Source organism: Nocardiopsis sp. M1B1, assembly GCF_052466615.1.
Genome location: NZ_CP196194.1, coordinates 4,255,520 through 4,276,222, shown reverse-complemented (window position 1 = coordinate 4,276,222; position 20,703 = coordinate 4,255,520). Strand labels below are relative to the sequence as shown.

At 72.7% G+C, this 20,703-nt stretch carries 18 protein-coding genes; 14 read left to right on the top strand and 4 right to left on the bottom strand.

The features are described 5' to 3' along the window. The first annotated feature begins 192 nt into the window (after window positions 1-192). The 5 genes from ACSTA4_RS18515 to ACSTA4_RS18495 all read left to right on the top strand — a co-directional run bounded on the left by ACSTA4_RS18515 (window position 193) and on the right by ACSTA4_RS18495 (window position 5,972). Entirely contained in the window at window positions 193-744 is a 552-nt protein-coding gene (locus ACSTA4_RS18515) for a hypothetical protein (RefSeq protein WP_444960377.1), read from the top strand. A gap of 395 nt (window positions 745-1,139) precedes the next feature. Further along, window positions 1,140-2,117 (top strand): serine hydrolase, encoded by a 978-nt coding sequence (locus tag ACSTA4_RS18510; protein WP_444960376.1) that lies wholly within the window; start codon window positions 1,140-1,142, stop codon window positions 2,115-2,117. Between the two features lie 127 nt (window positions 2,118-2,244). Continuing rightward, window positions 2,245-2,679 carry a YchJ family protein gene (locus tag ACSTA4_RS18505; RefSeq protein WP_444960375.1) on the top strand — a complete coding sequence of 145 codons (435 nt, stop codon included), beginning with the start codon at window positions 2,245-2,247 and terminating at the stop codon, window positions 2,677-2,679. A gap of 141 nt (window positions 2,680-2,820) precedes the next feature. After that, window positions 2,821-4,470, top strand: coding sequence for a hypothetical protein (locus ACSTA4_RS18500; protein ID WP_444960374.1), 1,650 nt, complete (start codon window positions 2,821-2,823; stop codon window positions 4,468-4,470). Between the two features lie 98 nt (window positions 4,471-4,568). Then, the gene (locus ACSTA4_RS18495) at window positions 4,569-5,972 is read left to right on the top strand and encodes a metallophosphoesterase (RefSeq protein ID WP_444960373.1); all 1,404 of its coding nucleotides are present in this window, start codon (window positions 4,569-4,571) and stop codon (window positions 5,970-5,972) included. A gap of 101 nt (window positions 5,973-6,073) precedes the next feature. On the opposite strand, the gene ACSTA4_RS18490 is transcribed toward ACSTA4_RS18495, so the two are convergent. Continuing rightward, window positions 6,074-7,216, bottom strand: coding sequence for an epoxide hydrolase family protein (locus tag ACSTA4_RS18490; RefSeq protein WP_444960372.1), 1,143 nt, complete (start codon window positions 7,214-7,216; stop codon window positions 6,074-6,076). 63 nt (window positions 7,217-7,279) lie between these two features. Here ACSTA4_RS18490 and ACSTA4_RS18485 point away from each other — a divergent pair, with 63 nt between their 5' ends. After that, entirely contained in the window at window positions 7,280-8,242 is a 963-nt protein-coding gene (locus tag ACSTA4_RS18485; RefSeq protein ID WP_444960371.1) for a helix-turn-helix transcriptional regulator, read from the top strand. A 138-nt stretch (window positions 8,243-8,380) separates the two neighbouring features. On the opposite strand, the gene ACSTA4_RS18480 is transcribed toward ACSTA4_RS18485, so the two are convergent. Further along, on the bottom strand, window positions 8,381-10,609 hold the full coding sequence (locus ACSTA4_RS18480; RefSeq protein ID WP_444960370.1) for an N-6 DNA methylase: 2,229 nt from the start codon (window positions 10,607-10,609) through the stop codon (window positions 8,381-8,383). Between the two features lie 264 nt (window positions 10,610-10,873). Between ACSTA4_RS18480 and ACSTA4_RS18475 the strand changes: the two genes are divergently transcribed. Next, complete coding sequence (locus tag ACSTA4_RS18475) at window positions 10,874-11,581, top strand: MgtC/SapB family protein (RefSeq protein ID WP_444960369.1); 708 nt, start codon at window positions 10,874-10,876, stop codon at window positions 11,579-11,581. 267 nt (window positions 11,582-11,848) lie between these two features. Here ACSTA4_RS18475 and ACSTA4_RS18470 read toward each other — a convergent pair whose 3' ends face one another. After that, complete coding sequence (locus ACSTA4_RS18470; protein ID WP_444960368.1) at window positions 11,849-12,094, bottom strand: hypothetical protein; 246 nt, start codon at window positions 12,092-12,094, stop codon at window positions 11,849-11,851. Window positions 12,095-12,221: 127 nt separating this feature from the next. Between ACSTA4_RS18470 and ACSTA4_RS18465 the strand changes: the two genes are divergently transcribed. After that, window positions 12,222-13,238 carry an SEC-C metal-binding domain-containing protein gene (locus ACSTA4_RS18465; protein WP_444960367.1) on the top strand — a complete coding sequence of 339 codons (1,017 nt, stop codon included), beginning with the start codon at window positions 12,222-12,224 and terminating at the stop codon, window positions 13,236-13,238. A gap of 219 nt (window positions 13,239-13,457) precedes the next feature. Next, window positions 13,458-14,078: a hypothetical protein gene (locus tag ACSTA4_RS18460; protein ID WP_444960366.1), complete on the top strand. Its 621-nt coding sequence runs from the start codon at window positions 13,458-13,460 to the stop codon at window positions 14,076-14,078. 114 nt (window positions 14,079-14,192) lie between these two features. On the opposite strand, the gene ACSTA4_RS18455 is transcribed toward ACSTA4_RS18460, so the two are convergent. Continuing rightward, entirely contained in the window at window positions 14,193-14,996 is an 804-nt protein-coding gene (locus ACSTA4_RS18455; RefSeq protein WP_444960365.1) for a hypothetical protein, read from the bottom strand. Window positions 14,997-15,613: 617 nt separating this feature from the next. On the opposite strand from ACSTA4_RS18455, the gene ACSTA4_RS18450 reads away from it, so the two are divergent. From ACSTA4_RS18450 to ACSTA4_RS18430, 5 genes are all read left to right on the top strand, one after another. After that, on the top strand, window positions 15,614-16,024 hold the full coding sequence (locus ACSTA4_RS18450) for a hypothetical protein (protein WP_444960364.1): 411 nt from the start codon (window positions 15,614-15,616) through the stop codon (window positions 16,022-16,024). A gap of 118 nt (window positions 16,025-16,142) precedes the next feature. Continuing rightward, window positions 16,143-16,853 carry a Crp/Fnr family transcriptional regulator gene (locus ACSTA4_RS18445; protein WP_444960363.1) on the top strand — a complete coding sequence of 237 codons (711 nt, stop codon included), beginning with the start codon at window positions 16,143-16,145 and terminating at the stop codon, window positions 16,851-16,853. 114 nt (window positions 16,854-16,967) lie between these two features. Beyond that, on the top strand, window positions 16,968-17,813 hold the full coding sequence (locus ACSTA4_RS18440) for a hypothetical protein (protein ID WP_444960362.1): 846 nt from the start codon (window positions 16,968-16,970) through the stop codon (window positions 17,811-17,813). Further along, window positions 17,803-19,818, top strand: coding sequence for a hypothetical protein (locus ACSTA4_RS18435; protein ID WP_444960361.1), 2,016 nt, complete (start codon window positions 17,803-17,805; stop codon window positions 19,816-19,818). Before ACSTA4_RS18440 ends, ACSTA4_RS18435 begins: the two co-directional genes overlap by 11 nt. 10 nt (window positions 19,819-19,828) lie before the next feature. Then, window positions 19,829-20,638 (top strand): hypothetical protein, encoded by an 810-nt coding sequence (locus ACSTA4_RS18430; protein ID WP_444960360.1) that lies wholly within the window; start codon window positions 19,829-19,831, stop codon window positions 20,636-20,638. Window positions 20,639-20,703: the final 65 nt, after the last annotated feature.

Sequence of the window (20,703 nt, the reverse complement as noted above, 5' to 3'; positions counted from 1 at the left end):
GAAATTGTGGTTGGCTCCGTTCACGGCTTCTGTGTATGGTGAGAACACAGCGAAGCTCAACGGGTCTCGCGAGGACGGGCGTGTATGCGCGTTCCTGCCTCCGTCCCTGCCCGCCGAGCGCATCCGCCCGGTGGGCGGCGCACATCCCGGCAGCGCCCCGTGCTGCCCCCTGCACACAGACCGGAGCACACCATGACCTCGCCCCAGCCGCCCTACGGCCCGCCGCCCCCGCCCGCCAATCGGGGCATGTCCACCGGGAAGAAGGTCGGACTCGGCTGCGGCGGCTGTCTCGGCGTCCTCCTCTTCCTGTTCCTGCTCGTCGGGTGCGTGGCCGTGCTGGGCGGGGACGACCTCGACAGCGGGGCCTCGGAGCCCTCCGCCACCCGGGAGGAGGCGGGCGGTGGGGCGGATGGGGAGGCCCCCGCGGAGGAACCCGCTGGGGAGACCGCCGCGGAGGAGGCTGTCGAGGAGCAGCCCGCGGAGGAGGAGCCCGAGACCCCTTCCGGCATCGGTAACGGTATCCACCGCGTCGGCGAGGACATCGAGCCCGGCACGTACACCACTGACGGGCCGGACCCGGACGGCATCCTCCCCATGTGCTACTACGCCCGCCTGTCGGGCCTGTCCGGAGAACTCGACGACATCATCGCCAACAACAACATCGAGGGACCCGGGTCCGTCGTGGTCCAGGAGGGCGACGTCGCGCTTGAACTGTCCGGTGACTGCGAGTGGACGCTGGAGTAAGCGTCTGCGGGCGGGTGCTGGGTCCGATCGCGTCGGCTCTCCCAACTGCCGTCGCCCTCGGCCTGGGTGAGACCTACACCGTCGAGGTGGGGTAGAGCGGATGGCCCGGACGGGGGCCGTCTCCAGCGGACCTCCGGTCGGAGGGCGAGTGGGAACCGACCGGCGGTCCGCGCCCTTCCGTGCGCGGTGCGGCTCTCCTCGTGCCACCCTCCGAGCCACCGTTTCGCGGAGGCGCGGTACCCCGTGTCGCTCACGCGTGGCGGAGCCCGGACACCGAGAATCGAAGGGCGCCGGTCGATCACTCTGTGTGCCCGTGTGGGTGTGCAGGGTGTCCGTCGGCTCGTCCGCGGCCTGCTCCGCCGCCCCGATTCGCCGAACGAGGGAGGGCCCCTTCCATGTCCGCCGACCGCACACCCGCCGGGTACCGACGCCCGGCACGGTCCGCCGCCGTGGTCCTCGCCGCCGCGCTCACCGCCGGGTCGGCCGCTGCTCCGGCCGCCGCCGCTCCGGCCGCCGTGGTAACGGCCGCCGCGCAGGAGCCGATCTGCGCCTCCGAGTCCCACCCCGACCTCGCGCGACGGCTCGACCAGGGGATCCGCGAGAGGGTGGACGAGCGGGAGGGGACCGTCGCCGTGGGGGTCTCCGCGCACGGCGGCGACCTCACCTGCGGACTCGACCCCGACGCGGAGTTCGACGCGGCCAGCGTCGGCAAGGTCGTCGTCCTCGGCGCGCTGCTGCGCACCGCCATGGACGAGAACCGGGAGCTCACCGCTGAGGAGAGGGACCTGGCGACCGCCATGATCACCGTCTCGGACAACGACGCCGCCACGGAGCTGCGCAACCGGGTCGGCGCCGAGCGCGTCCAGCGGTTCCTCGACCTGGCGGGCATGGACGCCACGAAACCGGACCCCGAGGGCTACGTCGGGCTGATGGGGATCACCGTCTCCGACCAGCTCACCCTGCTCCGCCTGCTGCGCACCGACAACGATGTGCTCGGTCAGGGGGAGCGCGAGTTCGCGCGCGGCCTCATGGGCGACGTGACCGGGGAACAGCGCTGGGGCGTGCCCTCGGGAGCACCCGCCGACGCCCAGGTCCACCTCAAGAACGGCTGGCTGCCCCACACCGACACCGGTCTCTGGCGGGTGCACAGCATCGGCGGCTTCCGCGACACCCCGGTGGGCGACTACGACATCGTCGTCCTGACCGACGACAACGACGGGATGCGTTACGGGGTGGACACCGTCGAGTCCGTGGCGGCCGAGGTGCACTCCGGCCTCACCGGCCAGGACGTGCGGATCGGGACGCCGCCGACGGATCTGACGCGGCCCCTGTCCGACGGATCGGACGGCTCCGACGGTTCGGGCCGCGCCTGAACACGGGACCCGTCTCCCCGGGTGCCGACACCGGTCAGGACCCGGGCCAGCACCCGGCCCGGCTCCGCGGCCGCTCCGGCTTCAGGCCTGTCACCGCCAGCGGGGGCGGGACGCCACAATGGAGGGCATGTCGCAGCGCAGAACCCGCCACCGCACGTCCCCGCCCCGGCCCGCGGCCGATCCCGAGGCGCCCTGCCCCTGCGGCGGCCCGTCGGTCTACCGGGACTGCTGCGGCCGCCTGCACAGCGGGCGGGCCACGGCCTCCACCGCCGAACAGCTCATGCGTTCCCGCTACAGCGCCTTCGCCGTCGGCGACCGCGACCACCTCCTGCGGACCTGGCACCCGAGCACCAGGCCGCGGCGCCTGGACCTGGACCCCGGCACCGAGTGGGTGCGCCTGGAGATCCTGTCCACCACCGAGGGCACCCCGTTCCACAACGAGGGCACGGTCGCCTTCCGCGCCTCCTACCGCGAGGGCGCCCGCGACGAGGCGCTCGTCGAGAACAGCCGCTTCGTGCGCCACGAGGGCGCCTGGGTCTACCTCGACGCGCTCGCGGACTGAGGGCTCGCCGGACCGCGTGAACGGGCGGCGGCACGCGGCGAACAGCGTCAGGTACGGGCGAGGTCACGCTCCGTCCTCCCGGCACGATAGGAAGGGAACGCGCAACCGACCGAACGCACCCACACGGACACGGAGCCCCACATGACTCCCCAACCTCCCGGCCCCCTCGAACAGGGCGAGGTCCTCCAGGACCTCGCCGGGCGACTGGTCGCGGTCGTCCCGGAGGGCTGGCAACAGCTCACCTACCTGGCCAGGGTGATCGGCGCGTACCGCGCCGACATGCTCGCCGTCCAGGAGGCGGACGGCCAGGTCCGGCAGTTGGAGGTGCCCGGCGGTGTCGGCGACCTGGTCGACACGCTCAAGCGGTCCGGGTTCCAGGAGGGCGCGGGCACCTGGCTCTCCATGGTCCTCTCGGTCCACCGCTCGCACCGGTTCAACGTCGAGTACAACCACGACACCGAGCCCGACCTGCCGCCCGGGACCAGCCCGCTCGTCTACGCCCAGGAACTGGAGCGCTTTCCGCGCGCGCACGACCGGATCCCCGACTGGCTCGGCGCCCGGCTGGAGCAGGCGCGCGAACTGGAGCCCGAACGGACGCGCGAGGAGTTCGGCGCGGCCCTGGTGCGGGCGTGCGAGCGGGAGGGGCTGCGCGCCGTCTTCCTGCCGCCGACCCGCCTGCGCGTGTTCGACTTCGGGGGCGCGATCCTCATGGAGGCCGACATGGGGGACACCTTCGACCAGGCCGTCATCGCCGGGGAGGAGCAGCGGACCGACCTGGCCGCCCGCTTCGCCGACTTCATGGCCGGCGCCGCGCGTGAGCGGGAGCAGGGCGCCGACGGGTCCTCCGCCGAGTCGTCCTCCACCGGTACTGGGGACTCGGTGCCGACCGGCGCCCCCTCCGCGCCGGACCCCGGGGACACGGTGGCCGTCTCCCTGGCGGGGGCCTTCGCCGCGGCCGGGGTGGGCGCCGCCTTCCAGGGCGCCGACACGCTCGTCGTCACGCTGCCCGACGGCAACCACGCCAGCGCCGACATCAGCGGACTGCGCGCCGCACTGAGCGGGGCGACCCCCGAGCAGATCGCGCACAACACCGCCCAGTTCGCGCGCACGTCCGTCGAACAGCTCAGCCAGGCCACTGGGCAGGGCGGCGGCGACACCGACGGACGGCTCCGGGTGCGCCTCTACCCCGCCTCCGCCTTCCCCGAGGGTGTGCTGGAATCCCTCCTGACCCGCGAGGTCGCCCCCGGGCTGTGGCAGACCGTGGTCGTGGACGCCGCCGACTCGCTGAGGCCGCTGCCCCGACAGGTGCACGAGCGCTCCGGCCGCCCCGACGGCGAGGTCTTCGCCGAGGCGGTGGCCGCCTCCGTGGCCGAGACCGTCGAGGTCAGCGAGCACGAGGCCGACGGGGCGCGCATCGTGCACATCGGCGGCCAGCACCCCTACGTGGCGGCGCACGCGCACGCCCTCGACCGCTACCTCGGCGACCTGCCGCACGGCGCGCTCGTGGCCTTCCCCGTTCCCGAGGTGCTCCTGGCCCACCCCCTGGGACAGGGCCACCCGATCGCGGCCCTGGACCGCATGCAGCAGGTCGCCGAGCGGTTCACCGCCGACGGCGACAAGCCCGTCAGCGCCCAGCTCTACTGGTGGCACCCCGGCTCGCGCTCGCGCGAGCAGGGCACGCCGCCCGACCTGCGTCCGGTGGGGGCCAGGATCGACCACGAGAACAGGTCGGTGGAACTGCTGACCTCCGACGAGGAGTTCGGGCCCATGCTCGACTCCCTGGTCGGGTAACTGGCCTGGTAGACCGGGGGAGCCGTCGCACGGGCGGCTCCCCGCCGCCCCTTCGCGCCAGCGGCACCGGTTCGCCGTCAGAAAGGACAGTCCTCCTCATGCCCGACGCTCCGTCCCGCGCTCCACGGCCCCGCCCGGTGCCGTCCCGATCCCCGCGGGACCGCTCGGCCGGGTCCGGACCGCTCCGGTCCCGCTCCGCTCCGTTCCGCGCGCTCGCGGCCCTCGGCGGCGCGGTCCTCACGGTCGGGCTGGGCGCCTGCGCCCCCGAGGCCCCGCCCGAGCGGCCCGTCGACCGCGTCCTGCTCTCACCCACCGCCGACCCCAGCACCTCCCAGACCGTGACCTGGCGCGCCTACGGTGCGCGGGAGGCCTTCCTGGAGATCGGCCCCGAGGACGAGTCGGCGGAACCCGCCCGGGTGCAGGGGCGGGCCACCGGAGGGGAGGAGCCCGGTTCCACCTTCACGGCCACGGCCACCGACCTGGAACCGGACACCTCCTACCGCTACCGGATCGGTGCGGACGGCGAAGGCGGTGAAGTCGCCGGAGGGGCCGGCGGGGGCGGTGACGCGGGCGGAGCGGTGAGCGACTGGCGCACCTTCACCACCGCCGCCGAGGGGGCCGAACCCTTCAGCTTCCTGTACTTCGGCGACATCCAGAACGACATCACCGACGAGGCCGCCCCCGTGGTCAGGGCCGGGCTGGAGGCCGCGCCCGACGCTGAGCTGGCCGTGCACTCCGGCGACCTGGTCGACTCCGCCGACAGCGGCTCGGAGTGGGACGAGTGGTTCGACGCCTTCGGCCCGGCCACCGGAAGCATGAACCACGTGGCCACGCCCGGCAACCACGAGTACGACGGCGCCCTGAGCGAACACTGGGTTCCGCAGTTCCGCGGCGCGGGCAACGGCCCCGACCGGGGCGCGGACCTGGCCGGGACGGTCTACCACACCGACTACCAGGGCGTGCGGTTCGTGGTGCTCAACTCCAACTACCGCGAGGTGCCTTCGGACGAGACCGAGCGGTGGCTGGACACGCAGCGGCGGTGGCTGGAGCGGGTACTGGCCGACAACCCCCACGAGTGGACCGTGGTCACCTTCCACCACCCGGTCTTCTCCGCCGACCCCGACCGCGACAACGAGCCGCTGCGCGAGGCGTGGCTGCCGGTGCTGGAGGAGTACGACGTGGACCTGGTCCTCCAGGGACACGACCACTCCTACACCCGCGGCAACATGAGGGAGCATCGGACCGACGGCCCCGGCGCGCACACCGGCCCGGTCTACGTGGTCGCGGTGACCGGCCCCAAGACCTACGACGCGGCCGAGGGCAACTGGACCGACCACGGCGCCGAGGTGCGCGTGCAGCGCACCGACACCCAGACCTTCCAGACGGTCTCGGTGGACGGCGACACCCTGGAGTACCGGTCCAGCACCGCCGACGGCCGGCTCGTGGACTCCTTCACCATCGTCCGGGACGGGGACGGCAAGCGCGTCACCGACGGCTCCTGAGGCACGGTCCCCGTCGTACGCGCCTCCGGGACGGCCGCTGTTCCCCCGCCATGGCCCCGGGTCTTGAGCGGGCCTTCGCGCCCGCGGACCCTGACACGGAGTCAGGAAACGCCGCGGAAGAAGGCGCGGATGTCGTCCGCGAGCAGCTCCGTCTCCTCCATCGCGGGGAAGTGACCGCCCTCGATGAACTCGCTCCAGTGACCGATCGCCTTCCCCGGGTCCACCGCGCGGCGCATGAGCGGGTGGGTGTCGAACACGGCCCATCCGGACGGCACGTCGGAGGCCGTGACCAAGTCGATTCCGGAGTGCGCGGACTCGTAGTAGAACTGCGCGCTCGACGCGCCGCTGCGGGTGAACCAGTACAGGCTGATGTTCGTGAGGAGCTGGTCGCGGTCGACCGTCTCGTCCGGCGTCCGGTAGGCGCCGTCGGCCCTGGTCTTGAACTTCTCGGCGATCCACGCGAGCTGACCGACCGGCGAGTCGGTGAGCGCCGCGCCGATCGTGTCGGGGCGGTGGTCCTGCATCGCCAGGTACCCGCGCTCGGCCGCGGCCTCAGCTCGCACCGCCTCGATCTGGGCGGTCTCGTCATCGGACAGACCGTCGGGGTAGGGGAACTTGTCGCCGAGCAACCCGAGCCACCGCGGGTCGCTGCCGATGTGCGTGCCGATGACGCGCTCCGGGTGGAGCGCCGCGAGGCGGCCGGTGGTGCCCGCACCGATGTCGGTGCCGTGGGCCGCGAACCTCTCGTAGCCCAGACGCGTCATGATCTCGGCGTAGGCCTCCGTCGTCCGCGCCAGCTCCCAGCCGGTCCCCGACAGCGGGGTGGAGAACCCGAAGCCGGGCAGTGACGGGACGACCACGTGGAACGCATCGGTCAGCAGCGGGATGAGTCGCTGGTACTCGACGAACGAGCCCGGCCAGCCGTGGTTCAGGATCAGCGGGGTGGCCTCCGGGTTCGTCGATCGCACGTGGACGACGTGGAAGGTCTGGCCGTCGACGGCCGTCGTGAACTGTCCGTACTCGTTGAGCCTCTCCTCCTGCGCACGCCAGTCGAACCCGTCACGCCAGTACTCGGCGAGCTCCTTCAGGTACACCAGCGGGATGCCGCGGCTGAAGTCGGTGCGATCGTCTCGGCCCGGTACCGGGACCGGCCAGCGCGTGTGTGCCAGCCGGTCGCGCAGGTCGTCGATGTCGGCCTGCGGGATGTCGATGCGGAACGGTGTGAGTGCGTTGTTCTCGTTCATGACACCGACGTTTCCAGGCAATGCGGCAGGAGAGCTTCCGCGATTGCCGAAATGATGGGGAACATGTTGGAGACCTCCGCCCGCCTGCTCGAACTGCTGTCATTGCTCCAGCTCAAGCGCGACTGGACGGGCTCAGAGCTCGCCGACCGGCTCGGTGTGAGCACGAGGACCGTGCGCGCCGACATCGGCAGGCTGCGCTCGCTCGGCTACCCCGTGGCCGCGCGTCCCGGTGTCGCGGGCGGGTACCGGCTGGCCGCCGGGACGGCGATGCCCCCGCTGCTGCTCGACGACGACGAGGCCGTCGCCGTCGCGGTCGGACTGGGTGTGGTCGCGACCCGGAGGCTCGGCGTCGAGGAGACATCGCTCACCGCGCTCGCGAAGCTGGAGCAGGTGCTGCCCTCGCGCCTGCGTCGGCGCGTCGAGGCGGTACGCGAGGCGACGAGCGTCGTTCCGGGGAACGAACCACCGCTCGACCTCTCGGTCCTCGGCGCGGTCGCCGCCGCGGTCCGCGGCAGCGAACGGCTCCGGTTCGGATACACCAAGCCCGGGGGGAGCGAAGGGGCCCGCCACACCGAACCGCGACGGCTGGTGAGCTGGGGGCCGCTCTGGTACCTGCTCGCGTGGGATCTGGACCGTGACGACTGGCGGATCTTCCGTGTCGACCGCATGGTTGCGCACGCACCGACGGGTGCGCGGTTCCAGCCGCGCGTGATCCCGGGGGACGATGCCGTCGGGTACGTCGTCGGACGCGTCAGCAAGGCGGCCTGGAAGTACCGCGCCCGGGTACTCGTGCACGCTCCCGCCGCCAGAGTCGCCGCGAAGATCCCCGTCCCCGTTGATATCGAGGTGGTCGACGAGACCACGTGCCGTGTCGAGCTGGGTTCGGACGACCCGGACCGGCTCGCGCTGTGGATGACACAGCTCGACGTCGACGTCGAGGTGATCGACGGAGACGAGCTCGCGGCGGCGTTCGACCGCCTCGCGGCGAGGTTGCGCCGCGCGGCTGGCGGCACGTCCACCACGTGAACCCCGGCCGTCGGCCCGGTGCGGGGCTCGGCCGTCCGCGCCCCGCCTGCTCATGTCGGACCGATGGAACCCGGGAGGTTCCCAGGGTCCGTTGCGACGCCCCTGCCCGAAGGAGCGGGCCGGTGCCGCCCGCGGCTGCTAGGAAGAGGTCTCCCACCGCCCGGCGACCAGGTCGACGGCCTGGTCGGCCAGCTCCTCGCCCCACTCCCGCAGCTCCAGCAGCGCCTCCCGGAACCGCGCCACCCTCCGGAAGAGCTCCCCGTACCGCCTCTGCTCCTCCACCGGCAGCACCGGGAGCCGCATCCGGGACGGGTCGATCCTCAGGTGGCCCCGCATGCTGCTGCTCATCCGGGTGATGTTCTGGCTCTCCCCGGAGCTGGTGACGAACCCCGCCAGGAACCACGGGTCCACCGCGCCCGGGTTCGTGCGCACCACGTACAGGCCGCCGCCCGGGTAGGCGCCCGCGTCGTCCCCGGTCGCCACCCGCGCGGCGGGCCTCGGAGCCACCGCCGGGATGAGGACGTCGCCCTCCTGGATCGGGGGGTTGCGCATCGGGTCGGCGTCCACCTCCTCCGTGCGCGAGGCCCCCAGCCCGCGGGCCACGTCCTCACCGCTGATCACCCTGGCGCTGGTGCGCGGGCCCGCCTCCTCCGCCGAACGCCGGGGAAGGGGCCGCCGGATCGTCACCGACCCGGCCCGGGCCAGCTCGCCGAGCGTGACCACCCCGACCGCCTCGCCGCCGGGCTCGACCCGCGGCGCCTCGGGCAGGAGCGTGCGCAGCGTACGCAGCGCGCCCTCCAGGCGCGTGCGCCGCTCGGCGAACAGGTCCAGGTCGCCCGCCGCGGCGCGCGGAACCGGAAGGCGCGTGCGGGGGGTCAGGTCGACGTCCTCGTCCAGCAGGTCGGCCACCTCCAGCGTCCGCGCCACCCCCGGGTGCTCGTCGAACCCCTCCGGGTCGGCCAGGTACTCCCGCCAGAGCCGGTCGATCCGGCCGAGGACCTCGCCCGGCGGGCAGGTCTGCCCGGGCTCGTGCGGGGCGGTGTCCACGAGCAGCACGGGAGCGGGGACCGCGTCCCGCTCCGGTCGGCGCAGCACCCACAGCTGGAGGGGAACGGCGTAGTGGGCCGCGAACCCGGGCGGGAGCGAGACCACCGCGCGGAAGGCGCCCGCGCGCAGCAGCGACCGGCGGATGCGCCGCCCCGAGGGGCGCTGGGCGGCGCCCGGGGGCATCAGCACGACCGCCGAGCCGCCCGGCCGGACCAGGGACAGGCAGTGCTGGACCCAGGCCAGGTCGGACTCCAGGCGCGGGGGGACCCCGTACGTCCACCGGGGGTCCTCCGCGAGCTCCTCAGCGCCCCAGTTGCGCTCGCCGAAGGGCGGGGCGCACACGACCGCGTCGGCGCCGTCCGCGCCGTCCGGTGCGTTCGGGGCGAACGCGGGCAGGCGCAGCGCGTCGGCCACCCGCAGGTCCGCCTCCCCGGTCAGGGCGCCGGCGAAGGCCAGGCGCAGGGCGGCCAGCCACACCGAGGCCGCGTCCCGGTCCTGTCCCAGCAGGGCGCGCCGTCCACCGCGCGCGGCGGCGAGCAGCAGCCCGCCCCGCCCGCAGGCGGGGTCGGCCACGGTACCGGCGGGACCGCCCCCGTTCCCGGCGCTGTCCTCCTCCGGGGCCGCGGTGTCCTCGGGGCCGGTTCCGGTGTTCCCCGTCCCGGCGTGCTCGCCTCCGCTGTCCTCGCGGGCGGTTCCGGCGTTCCCGGTTCCGGCCAGGGCCACCATGAGGTCGGCCAGCTCGGGCGGGACCGTGTGCGAGCCGGAGGGTGAGCGCTGGTCCAGGCGGCTGAGCAGGCGCTCGAAGGCGGCCCGCGGATCGCTCTCCCGCGCGGCGCGCACCGCCGCGTCCGCCAACGGACCCAGCTGGGCGTCCGGAACGGGTTCGGGGCGGCGCGCGGACAGAGCGGCCAGACCCGCGCCTTCGAGGAGGTCCTCGAAACTCCACCACGCGTGCACCGCCAGCGCGGATCCGTCCTGTTCCCCGGCTTCCCCGGTGCCGCGCTCCCCGGCCTCGGGGTCGCGGCCCAGGTGCCACAGCAGCACCCCGGCCTGGACGAGCACCGCGTCGACGGGGACGGAGCCGCGCAGGGAGTCCAGAGCCTGCCACAGGCGCTGGTCGGGGTCGATGCTCGGAGCCTGGCGGTGGGTGGACAGCCACTCCTCCACCTGCCCCAAGTCGAACCGGGGGCTGCGGTCGGTGCCCCCCACCGGTTCGGGGAAGTCGTCGTGGCGGCGCCGCCAGTTGCTCACCGCCGTCGGCTTCACGCCCGCGATCCTGGCGATGTCGGCCGAACTCACCTCCACCTCACCGGTGCCCATGGCTTCCCCACCCGTCCGGGACGACAGCAGACCGGTCACGACTATACACAGGCGCCGGGTGAAAACCCCGTTCGCGGGCTTCTGACCTGGGGTCCTGTGATGGTTGGGCGGCTTCACAGTAGTACGGGTGTACGCGGGGGAGGAGCGGGTAGCCGTGTCCAGTATCCGGTGAGACGGGCGCGATGTCGCGTACGTGTCGGTGTTCCGGCACCGCGCGGGCCCCTCGAAGCGGACCGGACGGGCGACCTGTGGGGGAGTGGGCCGATGTTGGAATGGTGGGAGGCCGCACTCCGGCTCGGCTGCGCGTTCGGACTGGGCGCGCTGGTCGGCGTCGAACGCCAGTGGCGGGCGCGCATGGCCGGCCTTCGCACCAACGCGCTCGTCGCCGTGGGGTCGGCGCTGTTCGTCCTACTGGCCGCCTACGCCGTGGACGAGGTCAGCCCCACGCGTGTCGCGGCCCAGGTGGTGTCGGGCATCGGCTTCCTCGGCGCGGGCGTCATCCTGCGCGACGGCATCAACATCCGCGGCATCAACACGGCCGCGACGATCTGGTGCGCCGCCGCCGTGGGAGTCCTGGCCGGAAGCGGCGTCTACCTGGTCGCGGCGATGGGCGCGGCGGCGGTGGTGGCCGCCAACGTCCTGCTGCGTCCGGTGGCCCGGCGGCTGCAGAAGAGTTCGCCCGTCAACTCCAAGGACGAGGAGACCGTCTACCGGATCCGGGTCGTGTGCACGAACGCCCAGGACCCCCACGTGCGGGCCCTGCTGCTCCAGGCGCTGTCCGAAACCGAGTTCACACTGCGCTCCCTGGACTGCCGACACCTGGACGAGGACGAGGACCTGGTGTCGGTGTACGCCGACGTCTTCGCGGGCGCACGCCAGAACGAGGCCGTGGAGCAGCTGGTCAAGAGGCTCAGCCTGGAGCCGGAGGTCTCGTCCGTGCGCTGGCAGGAGCTGGCGGAGGACGCGGAGTGAGGGTCCGCGCCCCCGTTGCGTAGTGCTCCGAACACCCCGCGCCTGGGCAGGTCGTCTACCGGGTACGGACAGGGGCTGGAGCCGAGGACCCGGATCCAGCCCCGCCCCCGGCTGCCGGAGCACAACCAGAGGCGTTGGTGTGGCTCGGGCCGCGGGTACAGGAAGTGCTGCGGCTCCCCGGCTCACCGGCTCACCGCCGTCCGCGCCCCCGGGGGCACCCGGAGCCCGGTGACGGGTCGCCATACGTGGGATGGGACTGTGCGCGGGTCAGCTGTCGGGGCAGTCCTTGCACCGCTTCACGGCGGACCGGGAGAGGTCGCCGTGGGTCGCGCGCAGAGGAAGGCTCTCACCGATCCGCAGCCACTGGTCGGAGGTGGCCTCGGGCACCCACCCCCACTCGCGGTGCTCTCCGGAGCGGATGAGGCCATCGTCGTTGTGTCCGCAGCCGGGACGGTGGGCCATGGAGCTCGGCGAGATCAGGATGGCGTTCGGGCCGAACGGGGAAGTGTCCATAGGGGCATGATGCCGCCCACTGCTGACATCCGACAGGGAGCGAGGTCCCAGTTCGCCGGGTGGCCGACGGTCACCGGTTGCGGGAAACGGGCCGTCTGCCGTTCCAGCGGCTTCTAACCTGGTGGCCATGAACGACCACGCCTCCTCCAGCGCTCCGGTCGGTGGCGACGCGCCCCTGACGGCCGCGCTCCGGGAACTGGACCTTCCCAGCCGACTCCTGGACGACCTGGCCGCCTACCCCGACGACACCGGCGAGGTTCTCATGGACTTCGCCGTGGAACTGCGCCGTGCGGGACGTGTCGACCAGGCCCGCCGCCTGCTGGAGACCGTGCGCGAGCACTCTCCCGCCTCCGAGGACGGCCAGTACGCCTCCGTCGAACTGGCCGACCTGCTGCGGGAGAGCTCGGACCCGCAGGACAGGGCCGAGGCGGAGCGGATCACCTCTGAGCTGCTGCGCCCCGGCCGCCTGGGCGAGGGGCCCGCCGACCTGCTCGGCGAGGACCTGCGGGAGCTGGAGCGCTGGGACGAGGCGCTGCGCTGCTTCAACATCGCCGCCCGGCAGCTGCTCGCCGAGTCGCCGGAGGAGCTCGCGGACGAGGACGACCTCTCCCTGTCCCCGATCGTCAACCGCCTGCTGGCGCGCATGAAACTGGGCCTGCCGCACGACGGCCACGACGAGGTGGCCCTGGTCGTGGCCCAACGGCAGGCGGAGGGCGCGCTGGGCCTGCCCTACGAGGAGCAGGACTGGCCGGAGGAGGACGGCCCGGCCCGGGAGGTGGAGGCGCTCTACTCCCGCGCGGCCTTCGACGGGGCCCGCGCCCGGGGGCTGCTCACGGAGCAGGCCGCCGAACACGGCGCCGACACCTACTACCGCGCCGCCGAACGGAGCCTGCGCGAGCGCGACCGCGAACACCCCGGAACGCCGCGGAGCGTGGTGCTGCACGGCGTGGAGGACATCGTCGAGTTCGCCGAGCGCTCCGGGCTGGACCCGGCGGACGACGGCACCGCCCTGGCCTGGTCGGACCTGGAGCTCACCGAAGGCGACCCGAGGCTGCGGTCGTGGCCGCCCGGCCGCAACGAGCCCTGCTGGTGCGGATCGGGGCGCAAGTACAAGAAGTGCTGCGGTTCACCGTCCAACCGGTGACCCGCGCCGCCTTCGGGACCGATACCGATCCTTGGCCCGGAGGGCAGCGACCGTTGCCAGCGGTGGTGTGGGCCTCACAGCGGCACGTGATGTCTCTCGGACCGTCCTCCACGGTCCGGCTGGTCCGGCGGCCGACCGGCACGCGCTCCTGAGGCGCTCCACACCTGCGCCTGTGGAGGACCACGGACAGGGCACGGGTTCTCTGCCACCATCGGTGGGATGGAACTTCGGTCTGACCACGTTCGTGCGCTCATCGATTCCGCGGACGCGCGGACCGTGGACCTGTGGGTGGGCGGCAGTGCGGTCACCGCCGTGTACCGTCCCGTCGCCGAACAGGGCAGGCTGCGTGCGGGCGGCAGGGTGCTCGGCCCGCGCCTGGGGCTCTACCAGGTGCTCCAGGCACTTCCCCTGGGGGAGTGGGTTCCGCTCGACGCACTGACCGAACGCGAGCGACGCATTCTCCCCGCGCTTCCCACGTGGACGCGGTCACGAAGGAACCGTCGGGTTCGCCGTATCGCGGACATCCCCGTGCGGCTGGACCTGCTCGTCACCCGTGGGAAGGGCTGGCTCGACGCGCTCGACCGGGCCTGTGCGCTCGGCCCCGCCGCGCCCCGCACGGCCGTGTGCCCACCGCTCGGTGAGGACCGACAGCGAGCGTGCTGGGAGGCGGACTACTACGGAGTGGGACTCGCTGAGTACGGTGGCGACGGGGTGAGGGTTCTGGTGAGGCCCCGCACCGAGGTTCCCGAACCCGCCGCGGCGCTCCACTGGTGCCTCGCCGAGCGCGTTCACCGGGCCGTGGAGGAAGGAGACCCCTCGTCCCTGGCTCCCGCCCAGTAGCGCAGCGCGTCCGAGGCCCTGAACGTGTCCTGCCTGGGGGAGATCGCTCTGTTGTGCCACTCGTATTCGAGATGGGCCCGTTGACACATTCCCCGCCACCGCGCCCTCATGTCCTCATAGGAGTGCTCGGAACACAGTTCCCCCCCACCACCGGGACCAGAGCGCCATGTTGTGGGCGTGGGCCCCTTCCGTGTCGGAGGTGTCCTGGAAGTCGGTGAGGGGCCTACCCACCTCACCGTTGTCGCGTGCCTCGCCCCATTCGACGCAGGGCAGACAGTCGCACCGCCGGGGGGCCCGTAGCCGTTCGGCGAGGGTGGAACCGTGGAAGTAGCCCATCAGGGCGGGCATGATGACGTCGGGACTGGACTTCGACCCCGGTCCGCCGCCCTGCTTCCCCGGAGGGACCGCGTGACGGACCGAAGCGGTGTCCCCGATGGAGGCGAACGCCGCCCCGTGCACCATCGCGTCCAGCGCGGCCAGATCGGTTCTGAGCAGTGCGGTCTCCGGACAGGCGCGGAGGACCTCCCGCAAAGCCCTCGCCCTGGCCCCCGATCCCACCGGGTTCCCCCTGTCCCCGAGGATCAGCGCCTTGGGCGCACGCGCACGTCGCAGGGAGGTGACCAGGTGCTCTCGGCGGTCGGTGAGCCACCGCGCGTCGACGGGTACCGAGAAGACCACGCCCCACACGTCCGCCTCGTTGATCTGCCTGACGGCCTCGTCCAGCGCCCGTCCTCCCGCGTCGTCACACCGCAGGTACCGGGTGGGGGACAGGACCAGGTCGACGGGGTTCGACGCCAGGTGTTCGAGGGTCGCTCCGGCGCCCGTCCGCCGTGTGTCGATGCGGAGCTGCCGTTCGAGCGTGAAGGGTTCCTCAGGGGTCGCGTGGAAGTCCTCGTACGCCGAGGGGTCCAGGATCACGGGGCAGCCAGGGCCCCTCTCCCTGACGAATTCCTTCACCTTGTCCTGTGCGTTCTTTCCGGAGAAGACAACACCTGCGGATTCGGCGGAAACCCTGTCCAACGGTGCGCTGGCCGTGCCCTTGACATGCAGCAGGACGCGGCCGCGTACGGCGGCGAGGGGATCGGATGGGGCGTGGCTGACGGATGGGGACGGCCCGGGGGAACGGGGCACCGCTTCACCTCGTGGTTCCGCGTCGGCGTTCCCGGGATTTCTGCCCGGTGCCCGTTCCCCGAATCCCGCCTGGCCGATTGAGGTCACTGGGCGTGTGCGTGCTGTGGCCAGTGTTTTTCGTGAGGTGTTCGCGTGGTGGAAACCGGAGCCGCGGACCGGGTCCATGCCGGGACTGCCGGCCCGCTTCTCAAGCAGGGCTGCCGAGGGGATGGGGGCAGGGGTGGCACATCCAACACATAGACGAAAATTCAGGATTGTCATATTGGGAAATAATGTGCCGATATGTCTCCATGGCTTTCCCTCCCCTCGTTTATTTCACGCGTCGTGTTCGCGTCCTGTGTCGGCCACTTTCTGGGATATGCGCCTCTTGATGGTGTCGGTGCGGCTGGTCAAGGATTGTCGGTATGGCCAAGAAGAAAGCGCGCAGACCCTGGCACTACTGGGGTGTGGCGATCATCCTTTTCGCACTTTTCGGATGGTTTCTCCCTGAAGTGGGGCCGGTGTGGATCGCGGTCGCCTCCGCGGTCTCGGTCCTCTACGTCTTCTTCCAGATGCCGTTGCCGTGCGGTGCCTGGAACCGGGGCGAGAAGACGCGGTGCCGCAACAACTCACCGGGTCTGCTGCCGGGGTGCCACATCGAGCAGCACCGGTGGCAGACGGCGAAACTCATGGTGCGCACGGGCGGCTGGGGAGAGCTCCGAGCCAAGGTCTTCGCCAGCTGGAAGAGGGCCCTTCCCGCCGTCGTCTCCGCCGCCACGATCGTGTCCGGGATCGCCGCGGTCGCCCAGCTCGCCGTCGCCGTGGCCGTCGCCTGAGCATCGGACTCTCCCCTTGCCGGTGGTGGCCGGACCCGGCCACCACCGTGCCCGGGCGGACACGACCGGTGAGAATCGCCCTGCCGGTCACAGCCCCGGGAAGAGGAGAGTCGCGAGCGTGGACAGGCACGGCTTCGGAGGACTGGTCACCGACGAACAGTGGGAGCGGTTGACCGCGTCGGCGATGACACGCAGGTTCGCCCGGGGAGAGGCGCTCCTGCGACAGGGCGAGGTCGGCGGAGGGGTGCACCTCATGCTGAACGGCCGCGCCAAGGTGGTCTCCATCAGGGCCGACGGCTCCTGCGTCCCCCTGGCCTTCCGCACCCGCGGGGAGATGCTGGGGGAGTCCGTCCTCGCCGGGGCCGAGCGCCCCAGGAACGCCACGGTGACGGCCCTGTGCCCGAGCAAGACCGCCTTCCTCCCAGCGGACCGCTTCCGCAGGGTCGTCGACGAACTCGGTCTGGGAAACGCGCTGTGGCACAGCGCCCTCATGCGTCAGGACGAGGGCGACCGCCTCAGGGTGCAGCAGTCCTCCCTCCCCGCGGACCGCAGGCTGCCCGCCGCCCTGCTCCACCTCGCCTCGGTGATGGGCGAACCCCTCCCCGCACCCCTGTCCGAGGACGGCGCACCGGTCACGCGCGGATGCCTGTTGGGGGTCCCTCTGGCCCAGAGCGAGATCGCCGGATTCGCGGGCATGTCGCGCACCTCCCTCCACCACGCCTACACCTCCCTGCGGGAACGGGGCGTCATCCGCACCGGACGGCAGTACGTGGCCATCCTCGACCTGGAGGCGCTGGAGGCCCTGGCGGCCGGAGACGAACCGGTGTGACGGCGGACACTCCACGCCTCCTGTGTTCAGAACTGAACACCACGGGACGCGTGCGCCGGGGAGTGTGGTCCCGTCCGGCCCGAGAGAAGGCCCCCGCACCCCCAGGAGTCCCCGGTGGAGATCGACCTGTCCCGCATCGGCAAGAGCGAGCCCCTCCCTCCCTACCGCGCCGTGCTGGCGGTGGACATGGAGAAGTTCAGCAGGACCAGCGCACGCAACCAGCAACTCGTCGGCCAGAAGATCCCCGAAGTGCTGGAGAAGGCGTTCACCCGCGCCGACATGCTCCCGGTGTGGAAGGACGCGCGCTTCCCCCGCCACAGCGGCGACGGCTACGTCATGGGAGCCGAGCCCGAGCACCTGCCCTACCTCATCAGTCCCTTCCTGGAGGAACTCCAGAGGGTTCTGGAACAGATCCAGCCCCTCCTCGCGGCCCATGACCGCAACCTGCGCATGCGGCTGCGCGCCAGCATCGACGTCGGCCCCCTGCCCGACACCGGCGACGGCAGCGGCATCGACGCCATGGGCGAGGCGATGATCAGCACCCACCGGCTGCTGGACTCCGAGCCCGTGCGACGCGAACTGGAGGCCTCCGACCCCGACACCACCCTGCTGGCCACCATCGTCTCCCGCCGCGTCTACGAGGACGTGGTGCTCGGCGGATTCGCCCCCGTCCGCGCCAGCCGCTGGCGGCCCGTGCACGCCTCCGTCCCCTCCAAGGACTTCCAGGCCGAGGGCTACCTGTTCGTGCCCACCCCCTCCTGGGTCCCCGGCGCGCACGCCGAACCCGAGGCGGCCCCCGCGCCCCAGCGGGACCGCCCGGCCGGGCCGTCCCCCGCCGCGCCGGGTGGGGCCGCCCCCACCACGGGCAACAACGTCGGCCACAACGACCGCGGCCAGGTGGTCCAGGCCGGAACGGTCAACGGCGGCGTCTCCTTCGGGGGTGCCTCCGATGCCTCCTGAGGAGCCCTGGGACGCGGACGCCTTCGACGAGGTCGCAGACGCGAACCCGGCCGAAGCGCTCGTCGGCGACCAGCCCCGGGTGTCCGCGGGCAACGCGGTCCGGGACAACCGGGGTCAGGTGGTCAGCGCCGACAGCATCACCGGCGGCGTCCACTACCACGAGTACCGCGAGTTCCTCGGCGAGGCAGCGACCCGCAAACTCCGCCACGCCGCCGAACTGGGGCCGGACCGGATCAAGGACATCCTGGCCTCCTTCCGCCCCAGCGACACCCGGAAGTACACCGCGTTCACCCAGGAACTGGCGCGACACTGGATGGGTCTGGTCACCGGCGAACCCGGCAGGGGCCGGACGACCACCGCGATCCACGCGCTGGCCACCCTGTGCCCGGACGAACCCGTGGACGAGGTGATCGCCGACCTCGACGTCGACGATGCCGGACTGGCGGACATCACCCTGTCCTCCGAACGCCCGCGCTTCATGGACCTGAGCGACCTGCGCGAGCCCAGCGCGTCCCAGCGTGCCGCGGTCAGGGCCTTCGTCGAGAAGGTCCGCGCCTCCGGCGCCCTCCTCGTCGTCATCTGCCGTTCCGACTCCTGGGAACGGGAACTCGCCGCCTGCCGGGCACGGCTGCGCATCGACGCCCCGGCACGCGCCGTGGACGTCTTCCGCCAGTCCCTGGTCCGTCTGTACGGTACGGACCTGGCCCGGCGCTGGGCCGCCGACCGGCGTGTGGAGGCGGCGCTGTCCGGCGTCGGACCGGCCCGCGCGGTCCGGCTCGCCGAGGACGTGCAGCGCACCAGTCCTCCGCACGCTCCTCTGGCCGAGGAGGACCACACGGCCTGGATCGAGCGCGCGCTCAAGGAGTTCGCCGACACCGCGGACACGCTGCCCGGCTGGTCCGCGGGAGACGGGGAGAACGAGTTCCCCCGGGTCCTCACCCAGGCCGTGGCACTGCTGGAGGGCGCGCCCTCGGACACCGTGGTCCGCCACGCCCACGGGCTGGCGGAGCGGTGGGGGGTGTCCCCGATGCGCCCCACCCCCATCTCGGGCAGCGGCTTCACCGAGTACCTGGGAGGGATCGGCGCCCACGTCACGGGGGACCGGGTCCGTTTCCACCGACCCGGCCACGGCGACGACGCCCTGGACCACCTGTGGCGCGAGCACCCCGACGCACGGGCCTCCTTCCAGGAGTGGGCCTGGGAGACGGCGCCCCTGCTCTCCCGGGAGGAGCGGATCGACGTCGCCCGCCGCTGGCTGGCCCTGGCCCGCCGGTACCGCGACCCGGCCCCGCTGGAGACGCTGCTGGACCGCTGGAGCGCCTCGCCCGCCCTGCAACCGGCCGCCGTTCCCGCGATCGCCGAGGCGGCCGTCACCCGCGAACTGGGCTCCTGGATCCGTCACCGGCTCTACCGCATCGCCTCCTCGCGCAGGCCGACGCCGCGCGACCGGATGGTGCTGGAGGTCTGCCGGATCTACGGGAAGATCCAGCCGAAGACGGCGCTCACCCGGCTGCGCCACCTCGCGAACAGGGCCGAGGCTTCCTGGGAGGAGGACCTCCTGTGCGCCCTGGCGGACATCGCGGCCGAACCGGGCAACCTCGCGGTGGTGCTGGACGCGCTGCCGCGCTGGGTGGACGGCGACGGCAGGCGCTCCACCCTGGCCGCCCGTCTGCTGCTGCGCCTGCTGGAGGTCGAAGGCCCCAAGGGCTCGCCGGTCCTGTCCGTACTGCGACGGGGCGCGTTGGAGCCCGCACCGGTCTCGGCCGCCTGGTGCGCCGTCCACCTGTCCGCCGTCCGCCCCGACGCCGTGCTGTGGGCCTGGCTCGACGCCATGGCCGACCAGCGCCGGGCGGACGGGCCCGTCCCCGCCTCGCTGCTGGGCGCGGCGGCCGGGGACCCGGGCTTCGCCGACACGCTCCGCCGCTGCGCCCGCCGCTGGTCCTGCGCGCACACCCGTACCTCGCCCGCGGTGGAGGAACTGCGCCGCGCCCTCGACCCGTCCTGAGGAGGACGCCATGCTCCGAGAACTGTTCACATCGCTGATCCACGCCCTGTTCGGCCCTCCGCCGCACAGGAGGCGCCCGGACACCCACGAGGTCGTGCAGGAACAGCTCGTCTTCACCGCGCGTCTGCCCACCAGCAGCCAGGGTCTGTGGTTCGACGCCGCCTTCGACCTCACGGTGGTCTGGTACCGGGCCGAGGACAGCGAACACGCCCGCGGCCGGGCACTGCTCCAGAGCACCCTGATACGCGAGGCCGCCCGGCGCAGCGCCGACTTCCCGCTCGGGGACCACGGCCGCGCACAGGCGGAGGTCGCCTGCGTGCTGACCGGGGGAAGCGGCTTCGGTGTGTCGGCCGTACACGACCTCGGCGTCAGCGTGGCCCTGACCGCGCACGAGGAGGACCTCGCCCTCGAACGCCAGCGCCAACTGGTGTGGCACCGCGCCGAGGTGGCCCGCGAGGAGCACCAAGTGCGCATGCGCCGGGTCCGGGAACTGCTGGAGGAGGTGCTGCACGATCCGCTCACCGCGCGCGTGTGGTGGTTCGAGCAGCACCAGGAGCGCTGGAACGAGATCGCCCAGGCCGGCGCCGCGCTCGACCTGCTGTCCCCTCGGCAGGAGCGCACACCCGAGGCGGAGTTCGGGTTCCCGGAGGGCCGGTCGGACGGTGCCGGTCCCTCCGAGGACCCGGTCCTGGACGCCTTCCTGTCCGATCTGGAGAAGCACGAGCGGATCGCTATGCTGCGGCGCCTGACCGACATCCTGGAAGGCTTCGAGCGCCGCGACCTGGTCGAACGCCTCAGGGTGCGCTGGCCGCAGGACTGACCCCGGACAGGTGTGCCATGGGCGCTGACATGGGCGTCCGTGGCCCACCGGGTATGGGCTGGCGT